This window comes from Ponticaulis sp. (assembly GCF_029210165.1).
GTDB lineage: Bacteria > Pseudomonadota > Alphaproteobacteria > Caulobacterales > Hyphomonadaceae > Ponticaulis.
In genome coordinates, this window is the sequence record NZ_JARGNT010000001.1 from 255721 (window position 1) to 273242 (window position 17522).

Consider the following 17522-nt stretch of genomic DNA (forward strand, 5'->3'; position numbering starts at 1 on the left):
CCGGCTATGCCGACGCCATCGACACGCGTGTCGGTTTCACGCCATTCGGTCCGTAAAGATTGACCTTCAGGCTGGAAATCGCGTGGACCAACGCATTCGGCGCGATCTTCTGTTTGCCCGTCCAGTGAATGTTCGGGAAGCGATCGAATATCTGCTCATAGGCAATGCGCAGCTGCATCTGCGCAACTCGGAAGCCCATACATTTGTGGACACCATGGCCGAAGGCCAGATGCTTATCGACATTCTCACGCGTCATATCCATCCGGTCCGGATCAGGAAACATGTCCGGGTCGCGATTGGCTGCGCCATACCAGAGAACGACTTTTTCATCTTTAGCGATCTTCTGGCCATTCAGCTCTGTGTCTTCAAGGGCCGTCCGGCGCATATGCACTACCGGCGAGACGAGACGCAGGGCTTCCTGAGACATGGCCGGTATCATTGAGCGGTCTGATAGCACCATTTCGCGCTGGTCTGGAAACTGCGTCAGAAGCCGCAGCGTGCCCGACACCGAATTTCGCGTCGTGTCATTGCCGGCGAAGATGATCAGCAGCCAGGAGCCATCCAGAAACTCCTGAGGCAGTTCCTCGCCGTCCAGCTTTGCGTTCGCAATCGCGGAGAGCAGATCATTGCGCGGTTTCGCGCGGCGGTCAGCCATGACCTGCTTCCCGTAAGCGAACATCTCATCGACATTCTTGAAGAATTTCATCGGGAAGAGCGGCTCGCTCATAATGACCTTCCACGGGTTCGCCGTGTACTGAGCCGCAAGCTCCAGATAGTGCATCCATTTGATGATTTTCGGGCGGTCAGCCTCGTCCACGCCCAGCATCTCGCACAGAGTGAAGAGCGGCAGCTCCTGTGAGAACAGCTTCACAAAGTCAACTTCCGGCCCGTTCGCTTCGACATTATCCAGAAGCTCGGAGACCTTTTTCTCAACCTTCTCTTTCAGCTCGGCAACATAGCGCGGAATGAAGAAATCCAGCTGCTGCATACGCATTTCCATGTGGCGCGGCGCATCCAGATTGATAAGCGAGTTCATCGCCGCTTCCATCAGAATGGCAGGTTTCCAGTTCTCGCGAGGCTGGATCGCCATATTGATGCTGCCACGTTCGGAAGAAAATACGGCCGGGTTCAGCTCAACTGATTTGAGATCTTCATAACGCGTCACCGACCAGAAGCCTGAGCCACGCTTGCCCATTTCAGACCACATGACAGGCGCTTCTTCGCGCATACGTGCATAAAACTGATGGGGATGACCATTCGTCCAGGATGACGGATCCCAGAGCTTGTACCCATCAAGCCTTGGATAAACCGCCTCAAACTTCGGGTCCGGTTTGAAGCTGTCTGTCAGAATTTTCTCGCTGACGAGCTGCATGTCTTTCCTCCCGTTCGCGCCATCTGTCGGGCGCGATTTCCGTCGATATAAACATGATCAAGCATGGTATACGTAAGGGCAGTCAAGCGCCTCTCCGAACGAATACGGTCAGGGGACTTGTCGTTGCGGTAGTTACAGTCATATCTGAAAGGTAGCGATTGCTGGCAGCCCTGCTTCCAGTACAGGATAACTGAACCGGAGGTGCGTGTGTCGGAATTTGATACCGAAGCTATTGTTGTTGGAGCTGGCGCCGTCGGGCTGGCGATTGGCTACGCGCTCGCACAGCGCGGCATTGCGCCAATCGTTATCGAACGCGCCAACCTGATCGGCAGCGGTGTCTCCTCACGTAATTCCGAAGTCGTCCACGCGGGCCTCTATTATCCGACCGGTTCGCTCAAAGCCCGCCTCTGTGTGGAAGGCGCCGATGCAATCTATGCATTCTGTGATGCCCATAAGGTTGATTATGACCGCTGCGGCAAACTCGTCGTCGCCTGCGAGGAAGACGAGCTGGAGCGGATGGACGCTATTCTGGAACAGGCCAACATAAATGGCGTGCCCGGAATGGAAGTGCTGAGCGCCGCGCAGGCCAAAGCGCTGGAGCCAGAGCTTCGAACTGTTGGCGCACTGCTCTCACCCAATAGCGGTACGTTTGATAGCCATGGCTATATGACCGCTCTGGAAGGCCGTATCGAAGATGTTGGCGGCAGTGTTGTCCTCTCCACGCCGTTCGAACATGCAGAGCCTCTGCCCGGTGGTGGCTTCCTGGTCCGCACGGGCGGCGCTGATCCAATGGAGCTTACCACGGAGCGCCTGTTCCTTGCTGCGGGCCTTAGCTGCGCAGACGTGGCCAACCGCGTTGAAGGCTTCCCGAAGGAACTCATCCCAACCATTCATTTCGGCAAGGGCAATTACTTTTCGCTTCAGGGCAAGGCACCGTTCCGCAAGCTGATCTACCCGATGCCAATCAAAGGCGCGCTCGGCACGCACTATCGCCGCGACCTTGGCGGTCAGGCGCGTTTCGGACCGGACCTGCACTTCGTCGAAATCGAGAATTATGACGTCGAGCTCGACCGTGAACCGCTCTTCTATCAGACGATCCGCCGCTTCTGGCCGGGTCTGAAGGATGGCACGCTCATGCCAGATTACACCGGCATCAGACCAAAGCTTCACGGCCCGAACGAAAAACAACCGGACTTCCGCATTGAAGGGCCGTCCGTGCACGGCATGGAAGGGCTGGTCGCTCTGTTCGGTATTGAAAGCCCGGGCCTTACCTCTTCGCTTGCCGTCGGCGCAGAAGCGGTCGCACGCCAGTAAAGTTAGTCCACGATACGTATCGACAAATTTGTCAATCTGCGCACTAATCCGCTGAAACGACACAGATCGTCTCGGGAGGACATCCAATGAAAAACGCACTACTCGGCCTTATCGCCGGGCTATTACTCATGCTTGGCGGCAGTTTCTTTGCGTCGCATGTTCAGACGTCTGACGGCGTCACCGTTGAGGATGTCCGTATCCCGCTTCAGGATGGCAGCGAGCTGTCCGCCTACCTCTACACGCCCGAGAACGCCACTGCAGCTAACCCTGCTCCGGGCATTCTGGCGGTGCATGGCTATATCAACTCCCGCGAAACGCAGAGCTCGTTCGCCATTGAGTTTGCGCGTCGCGGGTTCGTGGTCCTCGCGCTCGATCAAAGCGGACACGGATATTCTACAAACACAGCCTTTGCAGCAGGCTTTGGCGGCCCTGCTGGCCTTGCCTATCTGCGCGGCCTTCCGAACGTAGACACGAGCCGTATCGGCCTTGAGGGGCATTCTATGGGAGGCTGGACGAGCCTTGCAGCCGCGATGGCTATGCCGGACGCTTATAATAGCGTCGCGCTTGTTGGTTCTTCCACGGGCGCGCCGTTTGCCGCGCCGGGCACAACAGACTGGCCGCGCAACCTGGCCGTCATCTTCAGCACTTATGATGAGTTTTCCACGCTGATGTGGGAGGTCGACCGCGCAGCTGACGTTGCTGACAGTGAAAAACTCCAGAGCGTGTTCGGGACAGTTGATACCGTTGTTCCGCGCCAGCTCTATGGCGATATCGAAGCCGGTACAGCGCGCTGGCTGACACAGCCAAACACCACCCATCCGGGCGATCACCTCTCGTTTGAAGCGACTGCAGACGCCGTGACATGGATGGATATGACGCTCGGCGCACCAAACATGCTCGCGGTAGATAATCAGGTCTGGCACCTGAAAGAGGCTGGCACGCTGATCGCCCTGATCGGTGCAGCCATGTTCGCGATCTCGCTCTTCTCAGCTCTCAATCGGGTTATTGCCTTTGCGCCATCAGGCACGGTCGAGCAAAGCGGTAATGGCCTGATTGTGCTAATTGCCATACTGGTCGGCGCGGCTCTGCCTGCAGCGCTATTCTTCCCGCTGACCTCATTGGGCGAGCATATCCCGAACCTTGGCATTTTCCGTCAGAACATCACCACGCAGATCATGGCGTGGGCGCTTGGCAATGGCCTTATCGCGGGGCTCGGCCTGCTGATTTCCCGCCAGTTCGGCTTCAGGCTGTCTCCGGGCGGACTGATCTCTGCCCTGATCACATTTGGCGTTCTGTTTGGCATTTCAGCGGCGATCAGCAATCATTTGCTGGTCGACTTCCGCTTCTTCGTTGTCGCGCTCAAGCCAATGGGCAGCCATCACTGGGCGATCTTTGCAGCCTATCTCCTGCCCTTCTTTGTGTTCTTTTACCTGTCGAATGCGGCCGCAACGAACCTGTTCAAAGGGTATAAAAGCTTCCTCACCCAGTTCTCTGTGGCATGGCTCCTCTCTGCTGCGGGCATGACAGTGCTGATGGCCGGCGTTTACGGCTATCTGTTCGCGAACGGAAAGCTGCCCGCGTTCGCTGATCCGCTGTTCAGCATTGTCGGCATGCAGTTTGTTCCTGTTCTAACGTTCACCGCGCTTATCACTGTCGCCTCGTGGCGGTCAGCCAGAGCAGTGCTGCCGGGCGCCCTACTCTCGGCCCTGATAATCACCTGGTACATCGTGGCGGGACAGGCCACACATCATGCTTTGTAATTTTGCCATGGAGAAGCTCGCGACCAGATGCGATTAGTTGTTCGGTCAATATACTACAGTCTGCGATGGTGCGTTCTATTCTTCCTAGGCATTAGTATGTTGAACGCTATCCCCGTTCTAATAGACGAAGGCTTTTGGGCTGCGTTCAATATAGTTTTTGAAGTTACGGAAGAGCGAGTATCTGCATTTATCTACTTTTTCGTCGTTATGTTTATCATACTGTATTTAAGTGGCATAGGATCCAGAAATTAGGTTGTGATGCTGACCTATTTCGGTTCCCAAACAACCGAAAAATATAGTCGGTCAGACAATAAAAAAGCGGGCCAGTCGGCCCGCTTTTTCAATTCAGCTTGTCACTATGAGCTTAGAGAATTTCGCTCTGGCTCGTGACAATCTTGCTCACGAGACCATATTCGACAGCTTCTTCAGCCGTCATCCAGTGGTCACGCTCAGTGTCTTTCTTGATCTGCTCAAGAGACTTACCTGTCGCGTCTGCGAAGATCTTGTTCAGACGCTCACGCATTTTGATGATCTCACGTGCCTGAATCTCAACGTCAGACGCCTGACCACCAACACCACCACGTGGTTCATGAAGCAGGAAGCGTGTGTTCGGCAGGCAGAAACGGTTCTCGGGCTTCGCGGATGCGTAGATCAGCGCGCCAGCAGAGGCGACCCAACCTGTACCGAGGATTTTCACCGGCGCAGGCACGAACTTCACCATGTCGTGGATCATGTCACCGGATTCTACGTGGCCACCCGGAGATGACACAACCAGCAGGATCGGGTCCTGGCTTTCAGCAGACAGAGCAAGAAGGCGTTCGCACACACGGCGCGCCAGCTTGTCGTCAACACCACCTGTCAGCAGGATCGTACGAGCTTTAAAAAGCGCCTGCTCCAGAAAGCTGTTCGGTTCTGCAATCGGTGTGGATTCTTCTTCTTCGTCGAGACGATACATGCAAACTCCAGATTTTTTTTATAGGTGTGACGTCCAACCCTCTACGTCAATGCCCTTCAAAAGCCATTAACGCCTGAACTTCACAATTCATGGCACGAATCCGGTCTGCACCACCCAGTTCAGGCAAATCAATTACAAAAGCAGCCGCTACAATTTCGGCTCCGGCACGACGAAGCAGCTTGATCGCCGCTTCTGCAGTACCGCCCGTCGCGATGAGGTCGTCAACCAGCAGGACACGCTCGCCCGGCTGAATGGCATCCTCATGGATTTCCATTTCGTCCACGCCGTATTCCAGCTCATAGCTTTCTGTCATGGTTTTCCATGGCAGCTTGCCCTTCTTACGAAGCGGTACGAAACCGGCAGACAACTGGTGAGCCGCAGCGCCGCCCAGAATGAAGCCACGCGCCTCAATACCGGCAACCTTGTCGATGCGTGTACCAGCATAAGGCTGAACCATCTCGTCCACAGCACGGCGGAAGGCGCGCGGCTGGCCAAGCAGGGTCGTCACGTCACGAAACATGATGCCCGGTTTCGGATAGTCCGGAATGGTGCGGATAGTGTCTTTCAGGTTCATAAGCGTGGTTTCACCGGTTTAGAATTTTGGGGCAGTATATCGGCCCTGCCTAGCATTGAAAGTGGACAGAGTCCCCTATTCAGGGGAAGTCACAAATTAGCCTCTGTGGCAGATATTCCCGTAACGGAGGGCGTTATGTTGAATTGTCTGAAATCAGGCGCTGTCATTGCCTTCATGATCGCTGCAGCCGCTGTATCCGCGCAGGGACAGGAACAGGAAACGCCTGCATCTCTGGACTATTTTTCCGAATACCCTGGCGTCTATTCGGGCAGTTATATCTGCGCGAGTGGCGAGAACGGCATGACCATATCCTTCGATACGATTGAAGACATTCATGCCGCAAACATGCCGCCATCTGCAAGTGTTCAGGCTCGGCTATGGTTCTATGATCTTGCCAGCAACCCCGGGCATCCATCAGGTGCGTTCACATTGAGCGGAACCTACAGGTATGACCGGCTGGAAGCAGAACCAACCGGCTGGCTACAAGAGCCTGAAACGAGCTGGGGGTCGGCAGGTATTGAAGGTGAATTCAAACGCGACCGAACGGGGCGGATGACGTTTTCAGGGCGTCCGACAGGCCGCGGCACATCTGCGTGCGAAACCTTTTTGCTCTATCGCCTCGAAGGCCTTTAATCAGGCCTCATCCGGCGGAAGATAGTCCTCGATTACCCAGTCTTCGTCCGCTGCCATCACTTCCCATTTCAGGAATTCCGGCTGGGCCAGCAGAAGATCGCAATAGTCCTGAAACTCCGGCTCGAGCTCGATCGCAAATGTGCGGAACCGGCTGGCAACCGGCGTATAGAACGCGTCCGCGATGGACCAGTCGCCAAACAGGAATGGTCCGCCGGACCGGTGCAGCGCCATGCCCCAGCCAATCTTCATGCGGGCAATCTCTGCATACACGTCATCAGAGAGAGCTTTGCGAGGCTTGTAATCACGGCCGAGATCCATCGGAAGCTCGCGTCTGATAGGCTGGAAACCTGCATGCATCTGACCAGCCAGCATACGCGCCATACCGCGCGCAACCTCATCTTTGGGCCAGAGCGAAGGGACTTGCTCCGCGGCCCATTCGCTGATGGCAAGGCTGTCCGAGATTGTCTCATCCCCCAGCATGAGCGCAGGCACCAGACCGAACGGCGAAACCTTTTTTACCTGTTCGCGGAACTTGTCCGTACGTAGTGGATGGAACTCTGCCGTAAATTCTATTCCCGCCCGCTCAAACACCAGAAACGGCCTCATGGACCAGCTGGAATAGCGGGCATTTCCGAGAATAAGATGAGGCTTGGTCATATCAGAGCACCCGCCCGGCGACGGCATCGAGCTTTGCCATAAGCTCTGGATTACGAACGTCTGCGGGCGTCATGATCGCAAAGTCGAGACAGCTTTCAATGCCCTGCGTCCCGTTCGTGCGCGGTGTCCCCTGAAGGCCAGCACAGAGCGTTTTGATCAGCTCTTTCGCGTTGGATGAGTTCGCCGCCATGATTTTGAGGACGTTCTCGACAGAGACATCGTCTTCTTCTTCGTGCCAGCAGTCATAGTCTGTCACCATAGCGACAGTCGCGTACGGGATTTCAGCCTCACGAGCGAGTTTGGCTTCTGGCATGTTGGTCATACCGATCACGTCACAGCCCCAGCTGCGATAGAGCTGGCTTTCAGCGTAAGTCGAAAACTGCGGGCCTTCCATGACCATGTATGTGCCGCCTTTATGGCAGGTCGCGCCAACAGCCTGACCCGCCTCGTAAGCAAGCTGGGACAGACGCTCGCAGATCGGGTGCGCCATAGACACGTGGGCTACGCACCCGTCACCAAAGAAGCTTTTCTCACGCGCAAATGTGCGGTCGATGAACTGGTCGATGAAGACGAAATGGCCAGGCGCATATTGCTGCTGCAGCGAACCAACCGCCGAAATAGACAGAATGTCTGTCACGCCTGCACGTTTGAGAACATCAATATTGGCCTGATAGTTCACATGGGTTGGTGACAGGCGGTGGCCTTTGCCATGACGCGGCATGAAGACGAGTTCGACATCGCCCATATTGCCACGCATCACGCTGCCGGACGGTTCACCCCACGGGCTGGAAATCTGCTCTTCGCGCGCATTCTCAAGGCCGTCAATTTCATAAAGGCCGGATCCACCAAGAACGCCCAGAACCCATTTCGACATATCGTCATCCCACACTTTTATTGCTTCAAGACCGTCCTATTCCCTGCACCGGAATACGTAGAAGGTCCAGACGCCTCACAGACAGATTGATAATTTTGATACTCTTATCAGAGCGTCGCGGCGTGACGGGCAAGGCCTTTGGCAACAGCGCTGAACCGGTCATTGTCGAGCATGGTCGCGTGTGCGAACTGGCTTAGGAAATGGCGCTCTACAGCCGGAATAAGCGTCGAGCCGCCGACCATCAGAATATCGGTGACTTGATCATGTGTGACGCCAGCGCTTTTAAGGCACTCCTGCGCGGCAACATCCATGGCCTCTATCGTTTCGGCGATCAGCGCATTGAATGCTGCCTGCGCGACGGTATGGCTCAATTCGGACCGGCCAACCTTATATTTGAACTCTGCAGTCTCAGCCGAACTTAGATCAATCTTCATCTGCTCGACCTTGCTGGCATAAAGCCCACCTTCAAAATTGCGGATGAGATGGTCAAAGGCGCGAAGGCCAGGGCTTTGCGGGCTATGCTTGATCAGCCAGTCAATCTCACGGCGCATGTTCGGCAGATAGAGCATGTTATGGCTCTTCCAATCCGACAGGGTCACATAAGGCGCCACAGGGACTGGCAGCCCATTTTCCGAGAGCGTTTCCAATCGCCCGAACAGCGGTGTCAGCTCGAAATAGCTAAGGATGCGGTCAAAGTCGTTGCCGCCTAGATAGACGCCGGAACTCGCCAGCACATCAAAACCTTCATTGTCGTCGCTGACGCGCACAACTGAGAAGTCGGACGTACCGCCACCAATATCCACGACAAAGGCGAGGTTCTCACGCCCCACCGGAAAATCGACCGAATGCGCCGCGGCGACCGGTTCGGGCATGAAAGAGACATCTTTCACGCCGATTTCCTTCAGGCAGGTCTCGAGCACATCCTGAGCACGCTTATCCCGCGCGGGGTCTGTATCGTTGAAGGAAACAGGCCGTCCCTGCACGACAAGATCAATGCTGTCCTGAGCCGACTTTTCAATCTGGTGGATTGAGCGCGCAAGGAAGTCGGAGATCACCTTCTGAAACGGGATACGACGACCATCCAGCTGTGTTGTGTCTTCAATCAACTCAGTGCCGAGGATCGACTTGATCGACCGCATCAGGCGGCCTTCTTCGCCTTCGGAATAAATCTCAAGCGCGGCATTGCCAATGGTGAAGCTGCGCGTATCAGCCTCGTAAAAAATAGCTGTCGGAATAGAGGTCTCGCCCGGCTCGATCTCTGTCAGACGAACATCATTGCCGTGCACGGCTGCGATCGCTGTGTTGGATGTTCCAAAGTCGATGCCTGCTCGCATACCCGCCTCCCTGAACAGCCAGCCTAGCCGTAAAAAACAGCCCGTAAACAAAGAAGGCTGCGATCACTCGCAGCCTTCTGAAAATTCTTATTGTTGGAGCAGCCTAGTGCTCAACATTCCGCCAGATTGCCTTGTAGGAGAAGTATACAAGGATCGCGAGGAAGAAGAGGTAGATCATCACGACGAGGCCGAGAGACTTACGGTTTTCCATTTTCGGCTCTGACGCCCAGGCGAGGAACTGAGAAATGTCGTAAGCAATCTGCTCCTGAGTAGCTTCTGTGCCGTCCATATAGTCGACACGGCCATCAGTGATCTGTGGTGGCATTGCGAGGTAACCACCAGCCGGTGCGTGGCGTGGGTCACCATCCCAGTTACCAGACGTGTCGCCCGGGAAGTACGGATTGTAGTACAGGCCTGCAGGCTGTGTCAGAACACCGTGAGAGTGGTCGTCATTGAAGTGCAGCTCATCGCCGTACTCACCCTGGAACTCTTCATAAGAAGGGTAACCTGTCATGAGACGGTAGATGTAATCTGCGCCACCTGGACGAGCCTTCACGATAACCGAGAAATCCGGAGGGATCGCGCCGCCGTTCGCTGCAGCAGCAGCCTGAACGTTCGGGTACGGGCTCGGGAAACGGTCAGCCGGACGACGCGGACGAGCAACTTCGTCACCGTAATCGTCGATTTCAGTGATTTCGTACTGGCGCGCGAATTCAGCTACAGCAGCTTCCGTCGCTTCCGGATCGTCAGCATTGTAGAACGGACCGCCCGGCTCACCGAGGTTACGGTAAGACAGAAGTTCCATTGAGTGACATGCTGCACAGACTTCGGTGTAAACCTGGAAGCCACGCTGGACAGATGCCTGGTCGAATTTACCGAACACACCTTCAAACGGCCAGTCCGGAAGCGGAGCATCGCCTTCAGACAGTGGCATGGTGCCGCCGGCGGCCATAGCGGCTGGGGAGAGCCCGAGAAGGGCAAGACCAGCGAGGCAGGCTTTAAACGCTTTCATAAAGGCCTCTCCTATTCTGCTGCTACGGCGTCAGCAGAGCCGTTAGATTTGTGGATAGAGTCTGCGATAGACTCTGGTTCATCCTTCGGACGCTCGATCAGACCAAGCAGCGGAATGATGATCAGGAAGTATGCGAAGTAGAGGAATGTCAGAAGCTGAGCGACTGGCAGCCATGTCAGACCGTGGTGCTTCACAGTTGCCTCAGCCGTTGTGCCGGAAGCTTCTGCAAATTCCACTGCATCTTCATAGTGTGCGAAGTCGACAATCACACGTTCTGAATTGCTGGACACGATCTTACCGTGGTGAGCTTCTGCAACAGCAACTGCTTCAGGAGCCTCTTCCAGAGCCACTTCATAGCGGAGTGTGTCTTCGCCAGTCTTGATCACGATGTCGTCCGGGTTGGACGCACCAGCAACACCAAGCAGCAGGCAGACAGCTACGAAGCCAAGGAAGAACTGACGCGCCAGTGGGCGGTAACGCAGAGAGCGTACCTTGGACGTGTCGAGCCATGGCAGAACGAAGAGAACTGCAATCGCACCAAACATCGCGATAACACCGCCGAGTTTCGCAGGGATCGGACCGATGTCGAACGTGATCGCACGCAGGATCGCGTAGAATGGAAGCAGGTACCACTCCGGAACGATGTGCGCAGGTGTCTTCAGCGGGTTGCCTTCAATGTAGTTGTCAGCGTGGCCAAGCACGTTCGGCGCATAGAAAACGAAGCCAGCGAAGATCATCAGGAAGACGATGATCGCGAAGCCGTCTTTCACCGTGTAGTACGGGTGGAACGGAACTGTGTCTTTCTTCTCGTCTTTGACGTCTACACCAGTCGGGTTGTTGTTGCCCGTTGTGTGGAACGCCCAGATGTGAAGGATCACAACACCTGCAATCATGAATGGCAGCAGGTAGTGGAGAGAGAAGAAGCGGTTCAGCGTAGCGTTACCGATAGATGGTGCACCCTGCAGCCAGATTTTGATCTGCTCACCGACCAGTGGAATAGCACCGATCAGGTTTGTGATAACGGACGCGCCGTGCAGAGACATCTGACCCCATGGGAGAACGTAGCCCATGAAGGCTGTACCCATCATGAGAAGGTAGATGATAACACCAAGGATCCAGCTGATCTCGCGCGGAGCTTTGTAAGATCCGTAATAGAGACCGCGGAACATGTGGATGTACACCGCCAGGAAGAACATGGAAGCGCCGTTCGCGTGGATGTAACGGATCAGCCAGCCATATTCGACGTCACGCATGATGCGCTCAACGCTCGCAAACGCCATATCGACGTGTGGAACGTAGTGCATTGCGAGAACGATACCGGTGATGATCTGTGTGACGAGGCAGACCGCGAGGATCGCGCCAAACGTCCACCAGTAGTTCAGGTTTTTCGCTACCGGAAAACCTACAAAAGAATCATGGACCAGACGCACGATCGGAAGACGCGCATCGATCCATTTCTCAATGCCGGTACCCGGCTTGTATGTGGATTCATGTCCGCTCATAGGAGCTCCCCATTCGTGCGGTTAGAGTGAGATCGTGACGGCAGAGCCGTCCGCATTGTACTCGTACGTCGGAACCGGAAGGTTCGTCGGCGCAGGACCTTTGCGAATACGACCTGATGTATCGTAGTGTGAACCGTGGCACGGGCAATACCAGCCACCGAACTCACCGGTGTTCGAACCAGGGCCAACCGGCACGCAGCCAAGGTGGGTACAAGAACCAGAAACGACCAGGATGGCCGGGTTCAGTGTACCGTCAGCGCGCGCAACCAGACGTTCTTCGTCAGTTTGCGGGTCAGGCAGGTCGCCAGCTTCTACGGATTCTGCTGCAGCAATTTCAGCTGCTGTGCGGTGGCGGATGAAGAATGGTTTGCCACCAATCAGCACACGAATCTCGCCGCCTTCAGGAATTCCTGTGATCGGAACCTCAAGGCTTGAAGCTGCACGGGTGTCCAGCGCCGGAAGCATTTGAGCGATGAATGGCCACGCAAGTGCGCCCGCTCCCCCGGCTACTGCTGCACCAGCAGCAATGTGGATGAAATCGCGGCGGTCGTCATCAACCGTCTCTGTATATGTCTCGTCAGTCACGTTGCCATGCCCTCACAAATCGGCTTTCTGGTGGATGCCATAGCATAACCATTTTCCGTTAAAAGACTTTGCGGCGCAAAGTCGCGCAGAAATTCCATGGAATCCCAGCCCAAGATGAGAGAAGCCGATACATTGCGCCTGACTTTCTATCAACCTGATATTCCGCAGAATCTTGGAACAACTATAAGATTGTCCGCATGTTTTGGTATAAAAATGGATATTATTGAACCCTGTGGGTTCCCTTTAACGGCAAAAGCCTTAAAGCGCGCCACCCTGGACTACGGCAATTTGGCGCAGGTGAATCGCATCGATTCTGCCGAAATTTTCTTCGAAGACGCAAAAAAGGCCGGCGATCGGGTGGTTCTTTTCACCACGAAAGGCGCCGTTCCCTTGCAGGATTTTAAATTCCAGCCCGGCGACCGGCTATTATTCGGGAGAGAGAGCGCAGGCGTTCCCGATGATGTTCACGAACGCTGCGATGCCCGCGTTTATATTCCGCTTCAGGACGGTGCCCGGTCTATAAATGTCGCAACGGCAGCCGCAATTGGTACTTTTGAGGCTTTGAAACAGCTCGGCTCTCTGCCAGAACCTCTTCCGAACACATAATTTGCCCCGCGCAGGACATTTGAATGACTGACCAAACGCTCGAAACCCGCAAAGACCTTGCTCGCACATGGTTCTCCGCTCTGCAGAAAGATATCATTGCAGAGCTGGAATCGCTTGAGGACGAGGTGATGCCGCCTCTCTTCCACGGTGAGCCCGGCCGGTTCGAAATGACGCCTTGGGCGCGAGCTAAAGGTCCTAACGGCGAAGATCAGGGCGGCGGTGTGATGGGCCTCCTCAAAGGCCGCCTCTTTGAGAAAGCCGGCGTCCACTTTTCAGAAGTCTACGGAAAATTCTCTGAAGCCTTCGCGGCACAGATTCCGGGCGCGGATAAATCAGACGGCATGTTCTGGGCGAGCGGCATCTCGCTGATCGTTCACCCGCGTAGCCCGAAAGTGCCTGCCGTCCACATGAACACCCGTATGCTGGTCACATCAGACAGCTGGTTTGGCGGCGGCGCAGACCTGACACCGGTTCTGGACATCCAGCGCGATCAGGATCACCCGCTTGCCCAGCAATTCCACGCCGGCATGAAAGACGCGTGCGACAAGCACAATCCGGAGTATTATCCGAAATTCAAACAATGGTGCGACGAGTATTTCCACCTTCCACACCGCGACGAGCCGCGCGGTATTGGCGGCATTTTCTACGACCGTCACAACTCGGGAAACTGGGAAGCCGACTTCGCCTTCACCAAAGATGTCGGCCTGTCGTTCAAAAAAACCTATGCCGACATTGTGCGCCAGACCTACGAACAAAGCTGGGCTGAAGCAGAGCGCGAAGAGCAACTGGTACGCCGCGGCCGCTATGTGGAATTCAACCTTCTCTATGACCGTGGAACAACGTTCGGCCTGAAAACCGGCGGCAATGTGAATTCGATTCTATCGTCCATGCCGCCTGTCGCGAAATGGGTTTAGCGCCTGCTCTCTTTCCACGGCAAGAAATTGTCTTTCCACTCGCGAAATAAGGGAAATTACTTGTTTGGTAATGGAACCATGCGACATTCCGCACATATTATTTCGAAGTTTCAATAATGTGAGCGGCAGACGTGACCACACAGGCTGTAAAACCACGCAATAACAAAAATGGCTGGCTAAGCGATTTCGTTATCGTTCTTGCGGTCGTGATCATTGCAGGTGCTGGCGCGCTGGTCAGCGGCGGCGAAACAGACCCGTGGTATCAGGCGCTGAACAAGCCTCCATTTAACCCGCCGGGTTATCTGTTCGGTATTGTCTGGCCTGTACTTTATTTTCTGATGGCCATTTCCGCGATCATCGTTCGCCGTCAGGTGAGCTATGTTGAATACGCGCCGACAACCTTCGGAATTTTTTATCTCCAGCTCTGCTTTAACGGCGCATGGAGCTTCCTTTTCTTCTTCTTCCATCGTCCGCTATGGGCGCTGATTGACCTGACCGGTCTCTGGTTCATCATCATTGCCATGATGTTCCACTTCGGAAAATATTCGAAGTTCGCAGCATTCCTTCTGCTGCCATATCTCGGCTGGGTGACGTTCGCAGCTTACCTGAACGGCATGATCGTCTGGCTGAACTAGTCAGACAAACCATCCATTGAAAACCCGTTTGCGATCCAGCGCGCTTCCAGTTCGCGCAGGCGCTCGCCCATGGCCGGTCCGGGCTGCACACCCCGCTTGATGAGATCGCCGCCTGTTACGGGAAAAACGGGTCGATCCCAGCTCTCAGCCGTCTCAAGGATGGATGCCCAGCGGCTGTCCTGATCACCCGCCCAGCGCCAGATGATTGCATCACGCGCTGTCATCCGCCCCATCGTGTAGAGCACGGCTTTAAGATCATGGCCCGTGAGGTCTGCGGAAAGCTTTCCGGCGTTTTTGGCAAACTCGACAAGACGGTCTTGATCAAGCCGGGACATACGCAGGCGTGAGGCCACAGCTTTCACGACGTCCCGATCAGGCCGCAGAAAACAGAGGAAGCGTTCAAACCCTGACAGTTTGAGCCCTGCCCCCGCTTCAACGCGGGCCGCACCGTTCAAACGTTCAATACCGGTATTCTCTGGCAAAATTTGTGAGAGCACCCCTGCTCCAGCCATCGCTTCCACGGCGCCGTAAGGCGAAGGCGCCTCCATCAACCGCAGAAATTCCTTCCAGATTCGCTCTGCCGCAATTTGCTGAAGACCGTCTTTCAGGCGCGCACAGGCTGCTAACCCGTCTTCATCAATGCCGCCCGCATACCAGGCCGAAAACCGAAAGAAACGCAGATTGCGAAGATGGTCCTCACGCAGGCGCATATCCGGTTCGCCAATGAATATGATTCTCCGCGCCTCTAGATCTTCCAGACCTCCACCTGTTGGATCATGCACATCGCCCTGCATATCGGCGTAAAGCGCGTTCATCCGGAAATCGCGGCGCGCGGCGTCCTCTGCCCAGTCCTTCGTGAACGCAACCACCGCGCGGCGCCCGTCTGTTTCCACATCGCGGCGAAGTGTGGTGATCTCGAACGGTTCGGAATTGGCGATGGCGGTAATCGTGCCATGCTCATAGCCCGTCGGAATGGCACGAATGCCCGCAGCTTCCAGCGCGGCAATGGTTTCGTCCGGCTCCAGCTGTGTGGCTATATCAATGTCTGTCACGGGTTCACCGAGCAGGGTATTGCGAACGCATCCACCGACAAAGCGCGCACCAGACGGGCATGCCGCCTCAAGCGCGGCCATCACACGCCGCGTGGCCGTCTCAGAAAACCATGGCGCACGACGAATACTGGTCGTCATTCGCCAACGCCGGTGTCACGCGGCTCGTACGTCACGTTCTCGTCCACCTCGCCAGCCTGACGCTCGACGTTATGGCGACGACTATCAATGCTGGCATTATCGCAAGGAATGGTGCGGCTTGGCACGAGTTCACCATTTTCAAAGCGCGGCGCAGTCGTGCAGGTGCGCTCGTCACGAGGTTCTTTGAAAAACAGGAAGAGATAAAGCGCCATCGACATAGCAAAACCGGTAATCACCAGCGCGATGATCGGCCATGGCTCACCCGGCTCACGTCGGTTAGCCGTCGATAAGCGGTAAACCGCAAACAGGGCCAGCGGCAGAAAGATCAGTACAAGCTGAACAATAATTCTCATCATGTCGTCTCTTCCTCACAGTACAGGCGTTCATACAGCGCACGAATCACGCCCGCCGTCACACCCCATATATAGTGTCCGTTATGCGGCATTTCGAAATATCTGTGCCGCCGGCCTTTCCATTCAACAGACTTTTCCTCGTGATTAGCGGGGTTCATCAGAAATGAGAGCGGCGTTTCAAACACATCATCCACTTCATGCGGGTCTGGATGTGCGACAAAGTCAGGTGGCAACAGGCCGACAACAGGCGTAATGCGAAAACCGGTGCGCGTCAGGTAAAGCCCCGAACGGCCCATCAAAGTGACCTCTTCCGGCTCCACGCCGACTTCCTCATTGGCTTCGCGCAAAGCGGCATCGACAGGGCATTCATCATGCGGGTCGACCTTGCCACCCGGAAACGCCACCTGCCCTGGATGCTTTGCCATGGTTTTGGGGCGCTCTGTCAGCACGACATTCAGCTCGCCGCCGCGGTCCACGATGCCGATCAGCACGCCCGCATCGCGCAAATTGTCCATGTCATCATCATCCAGATGGATGACATCGCCGCCTTCCGGCAGGTCAAAATCACCATAAGCAGGGATAAGGCGCGTCTCTAACCGCGCCATGAAATCCTCCGGTCCGGACCAGCTCATTCAGCGTCCATCCGACCAAGAGAGAAACGCTGTCCGTGCGAACGCACGACCAGTTCGCCGTCCACTTCTTCTGCCATCTCAACCAGCTCGTAAAACGCCGGACGCGACAGCTTGGCTTCAAGACGGCCACGGACAAGAACATAGGGCGAAGGCTCACCCGTTTCCGGATCAGTCTCCACACGCAGCGGATTATCACTACCAATTTCCACGAAGTCGCCCAAATTAGTGGTCACAACAATAACGCGCTCGCCGTCAGCTTCGGCCGCATCAACACGAACCGCCAGAAAGGGAGCATCCTCTACGTGAACTATGACCTTTTCGTAAGGTGTCACTAAATAAGTGGACCCGTCGGCATCCTTGCGCAAAATCGTAGAAAAGAGCCGGACGAGCTTTTCACGGGAGAACTTTGTGCCTTCATGCCACCACGAGCCATCAGCACGGATTTCCATGCCAATGTCTGCACAATGTTCCGGATTCCACGTTTCAACGGGCGGAAGTTTACGCTTGCCATTTGCAATCGGAATGATCGCCTGCAATGTTCTGTTTAACTGGTCGAGATCTGTTGTCGGTTGGCTTGCCACACGCGGCTCCTTATCTCCGTCTTAAGAGTGATTTAGGTG

Annotated in this window: 19 protein-coding genes; 6 read left to right on the plus strand and 13 right to left on the minus strand. The window is 55.4% G+C overall.

The window, feature by feature from the left end; translation table 11 throughout:
• Positions 1-4 precede the first annotated feature (4 nt).
• On the minus strand, positions 5-1372 hold the full coding sequence (locus P1U45_RS01255) for a cytochrome P450 (RefSeq protein WP_301057122.1): 1368 nt from the start codon (positions 1370-1372) through the stop codon (positions 5-7).
• A gap of 207 nt (positions 1373-1579) precedes the next feature.
• On the opposite strand from P1U45_RS01255, the gene P1U45_RS01260 reads away from it, so the two are divergent.
• On the plus strand, positions 1580-2686 hold the full coding sequence (locus P1U45_RS01260) for an NAD(P)/FAD-dependent oxidoreductase (RefSeq protein WP_301057123.1): 1107 nt from the start codon (positions 1580-1582) through the stop codon (positions 2684-2686).
• Positions 2687-2772: 86 nt separating this feature from the next.
• Positions 2773-4446, plus strand: a complete 1674-nt coding sequence (locus P1U45_RS01265; RefSeq protein ID WP_301057124.1) for an alpha/beta fold hydrolase — start codon at positions 2773-2775, stop codon at positions 4444-4446.
• A 364-nt stretch (positions 4447-4810) separates the two neighbouring features.
• Here P1U45_RS01265 and P1U45_RS01270 read toward each other — a convergent pair whose 3' ends face one another.
• Positions 4811-5401 carry an ATP-dependent Clp protease proteolytic subunit gene (locus tag P1U45_RS01270; protein WP_301057125.1) on the minus strand — a complete coding sequence of 197 codons (591 nt, stop codon included), beginning with the start codon at positions 5399-5401 and terminating at the stop codon, positions 4811-4813.
• Between the two features lie 46 nt (positions 5402-5447).
• A complete protein-coding gene (locus tag P1U45_RS01275; protein ID WP_293607417.1) occupies positions 5448-5975 on the minus strand; it encodes an adenine phosphoribosyltransferase in 528 nt (175 codons plus the stop codon).
• Positions 5976-6110: 135 nt separating this feature from the next.
• Between P1U45_RS01275 and P1U45_RS01280 the strand changes: the two genes are divergently transcribed.
• A complete protein-coding gene (locus P1U45_RS01280; protein WP_301057126.1) occupies positions 6111-6608 on the plus strand; it encodes a hypothetical protein in 498 nt (165 codons plus the stop codon).
• On the opposite strand, the gene P1U45_RS01285 is transcribed toward P1U45_RS01280, so the two are convergent.
• The 6 genes from P1U45_RS01285 to petA form a co-directional block, all read right to left on the minus strand.
• Complete coding sequence (locus P1U45_RS01285; RefSeq protein ID WP_301057127.1) at positions 6609-7265, minus strand: glutathione S-transferase; 657 nt, start codon at positions 7263-7265, stop codon at positions 6609-6611.
• Position 7266: 1 nt separating this feature from the next.
• The gene (locus tag P1U45_RS01290) at positions 7267-8139 is read right to left on the minus strand and encodes an S-methyl-5'-thioadenosine phosphorylase (RefSeq protein ID WP_301057128.1); all 873 of its coding nucleotides are present in this window, start codon (positions 8137-8139) and stop codon (positions 7267-7269) included.
• Between the two features lie 107 nt (positions 8140-8246).
• Positions 8247-9473 carry an Hsp70 family protein gene (locus tag P1U45_RS01295; RefSeq protein WP_301057129.1) on the minus strand — a complete coding sequence of 409 codons (1227 nt, stop codon included), beginning with the start codon at positions 9471-9473 and terminating at the stop codon, positions 8247-8249.
• A gap of 103 nt (positions 9474-9576) precedes the next feature.
• Positions 9577-10485, minus strand: coding sequence for a cytochrome c1 (locus tag P1U45_RS01300; protein WP_293607422.1), 909 nt, complete (start codon positions 10483-10485; stop codon positions 9577-9579).
• A gap of 11 nt (positions 10486-10496) precedes the next feature.
• Positions 10497-11987 (minus strand): cytochrome b N-terminal domain-containing protein, encoded by a 1491-nt coding sequence (locus P1U45_RS01305; RefSeq protein ID WP_301057130.1) that lies wholly within the window; start codon positions 11985-11987, stop codon positions 10497-10499.
• 21 nt (positions 11988-12008) lie between these two features.
• Positions 12009-12572 (minus strand): ubiquinol-cytochrome c reductase iron-sulfur subunit, encoded by a 564-nt coding sequence (gene petA / locus P1U45_RS01310; protein WP_301057131.1) that lies wholly within the window; start codon positions 12570-12572, stop codon positions 12009-12011.
• Between the two features lie 96 nt (positions 12573-12668).
• On the opposite strand from petA, the gene P1U45_RS01315 reads away from it, so the two are divergent.
• The 3 genes from P1U45_RS01315 to P1U45_RS01325 all read left to right on the plus strand — a co-directional run bounded on the left by P1U45_RS01315 (position 12669) and on the right by P1U45_RS01325 (position 14727).
• Complete coding sequence (locus tag P1U45_RS01315; RefSeq protein WP_301057132.1) at positions 12669-13178, plus strand: tRNA (cytidine(34)-2'-O)-methyltransferase; 510 nt, start codon at positions 12669-12671, stop codon at positions 13176-13178.
• 23 nt (positions 13179-13201) lie between these two features.
• Positions 13202-14092 carry an oxygen-dependent coproporphyrinogen oxidase gene (hemF, locus tag P1U45_RS01320; protein ID WP_301057133.1) on the plus strand — a complete coding sequence of 297 codons (891 nt, stop codon included), beginning with the start codon at positions 13202-13204 and terminating at the stop codon, positions 14090-14092.
• 131 nt (positions 14093-14223) lie between these two features.
• Positions 14224-14727 carry a TspO/MBR family protein gene (locus tag P1U45_RS01325; RefSeq protein ID WP_301057134.1) on the plus strand — a complete coding sequence of 168 codons (504 nt, stop codon included), beginning with the start codon at positions 14224-14226 and terminating at the stop codon, positions 14725-14727.
• Here P1U45_RS01325 and P1U45_RS01330 read toward each other — a convergent pair.
• The 4 genes from P1U45_RS01330 to P1U45_RS01345 are packed head-to-tail and all read right to left on the minus strand — an operon-like array spanning position 14724 to position 17483.
• Positions 14724-15917, minus strand: coding sequence for a CCA tRNA nucleotidyltransferase (locus tag P1U45_RS01330; protein WP_301057135.1), 1194 nt, complete (start codon positions 15915-15917; stop codon positions 14724-14726). The two genes, P1U45_RS01325 and P1U45_RS01330, sit on opposite strands and share 4 nt — an antisense overlap.
• Entirely contained in the window at positions 15914-16273 is a 360-nt protein-coding gene (locus tag P1U45_RS01335; RefSeq protein ID WP_301057136.1) for a hypothetical protein, read from the minus strand. Before P1U45_RS01335 ends, P1U45_RS01330 begins: the two co-directional genes overlap by 4 nt.
• Positions 16270-16902: a CoA pyrophosphatase gene (locus P1U45_RS01340; protein WP_301057137.1), complete on the minus strand. Its 633-nt coding sequence runs from the start codon at positions 16900-16902 to the stop codon at positions 16270-16272. Before P1U45_RS01340 ends, P1U45_RS01335 begins: the two co-directional genes overlap by 4 nt.
• On the minus strand, positions 16899-17483 hold the full coding sequence (locus tag P1U45_RS01345; RefSeq protein WP_301057138.1) for a DUF1285 domain-containing protein: 585 nt from the start codon (positions 17481-17483) through the stop codon (positions 16899-16901). The genes P1U45_RS01340 and P1U45_RS01345 overlap by 4 nt, the downstream gene beginning before the upstream one ends.
• Positions 17484-17522: the final 39 nt, after the last annotated feature.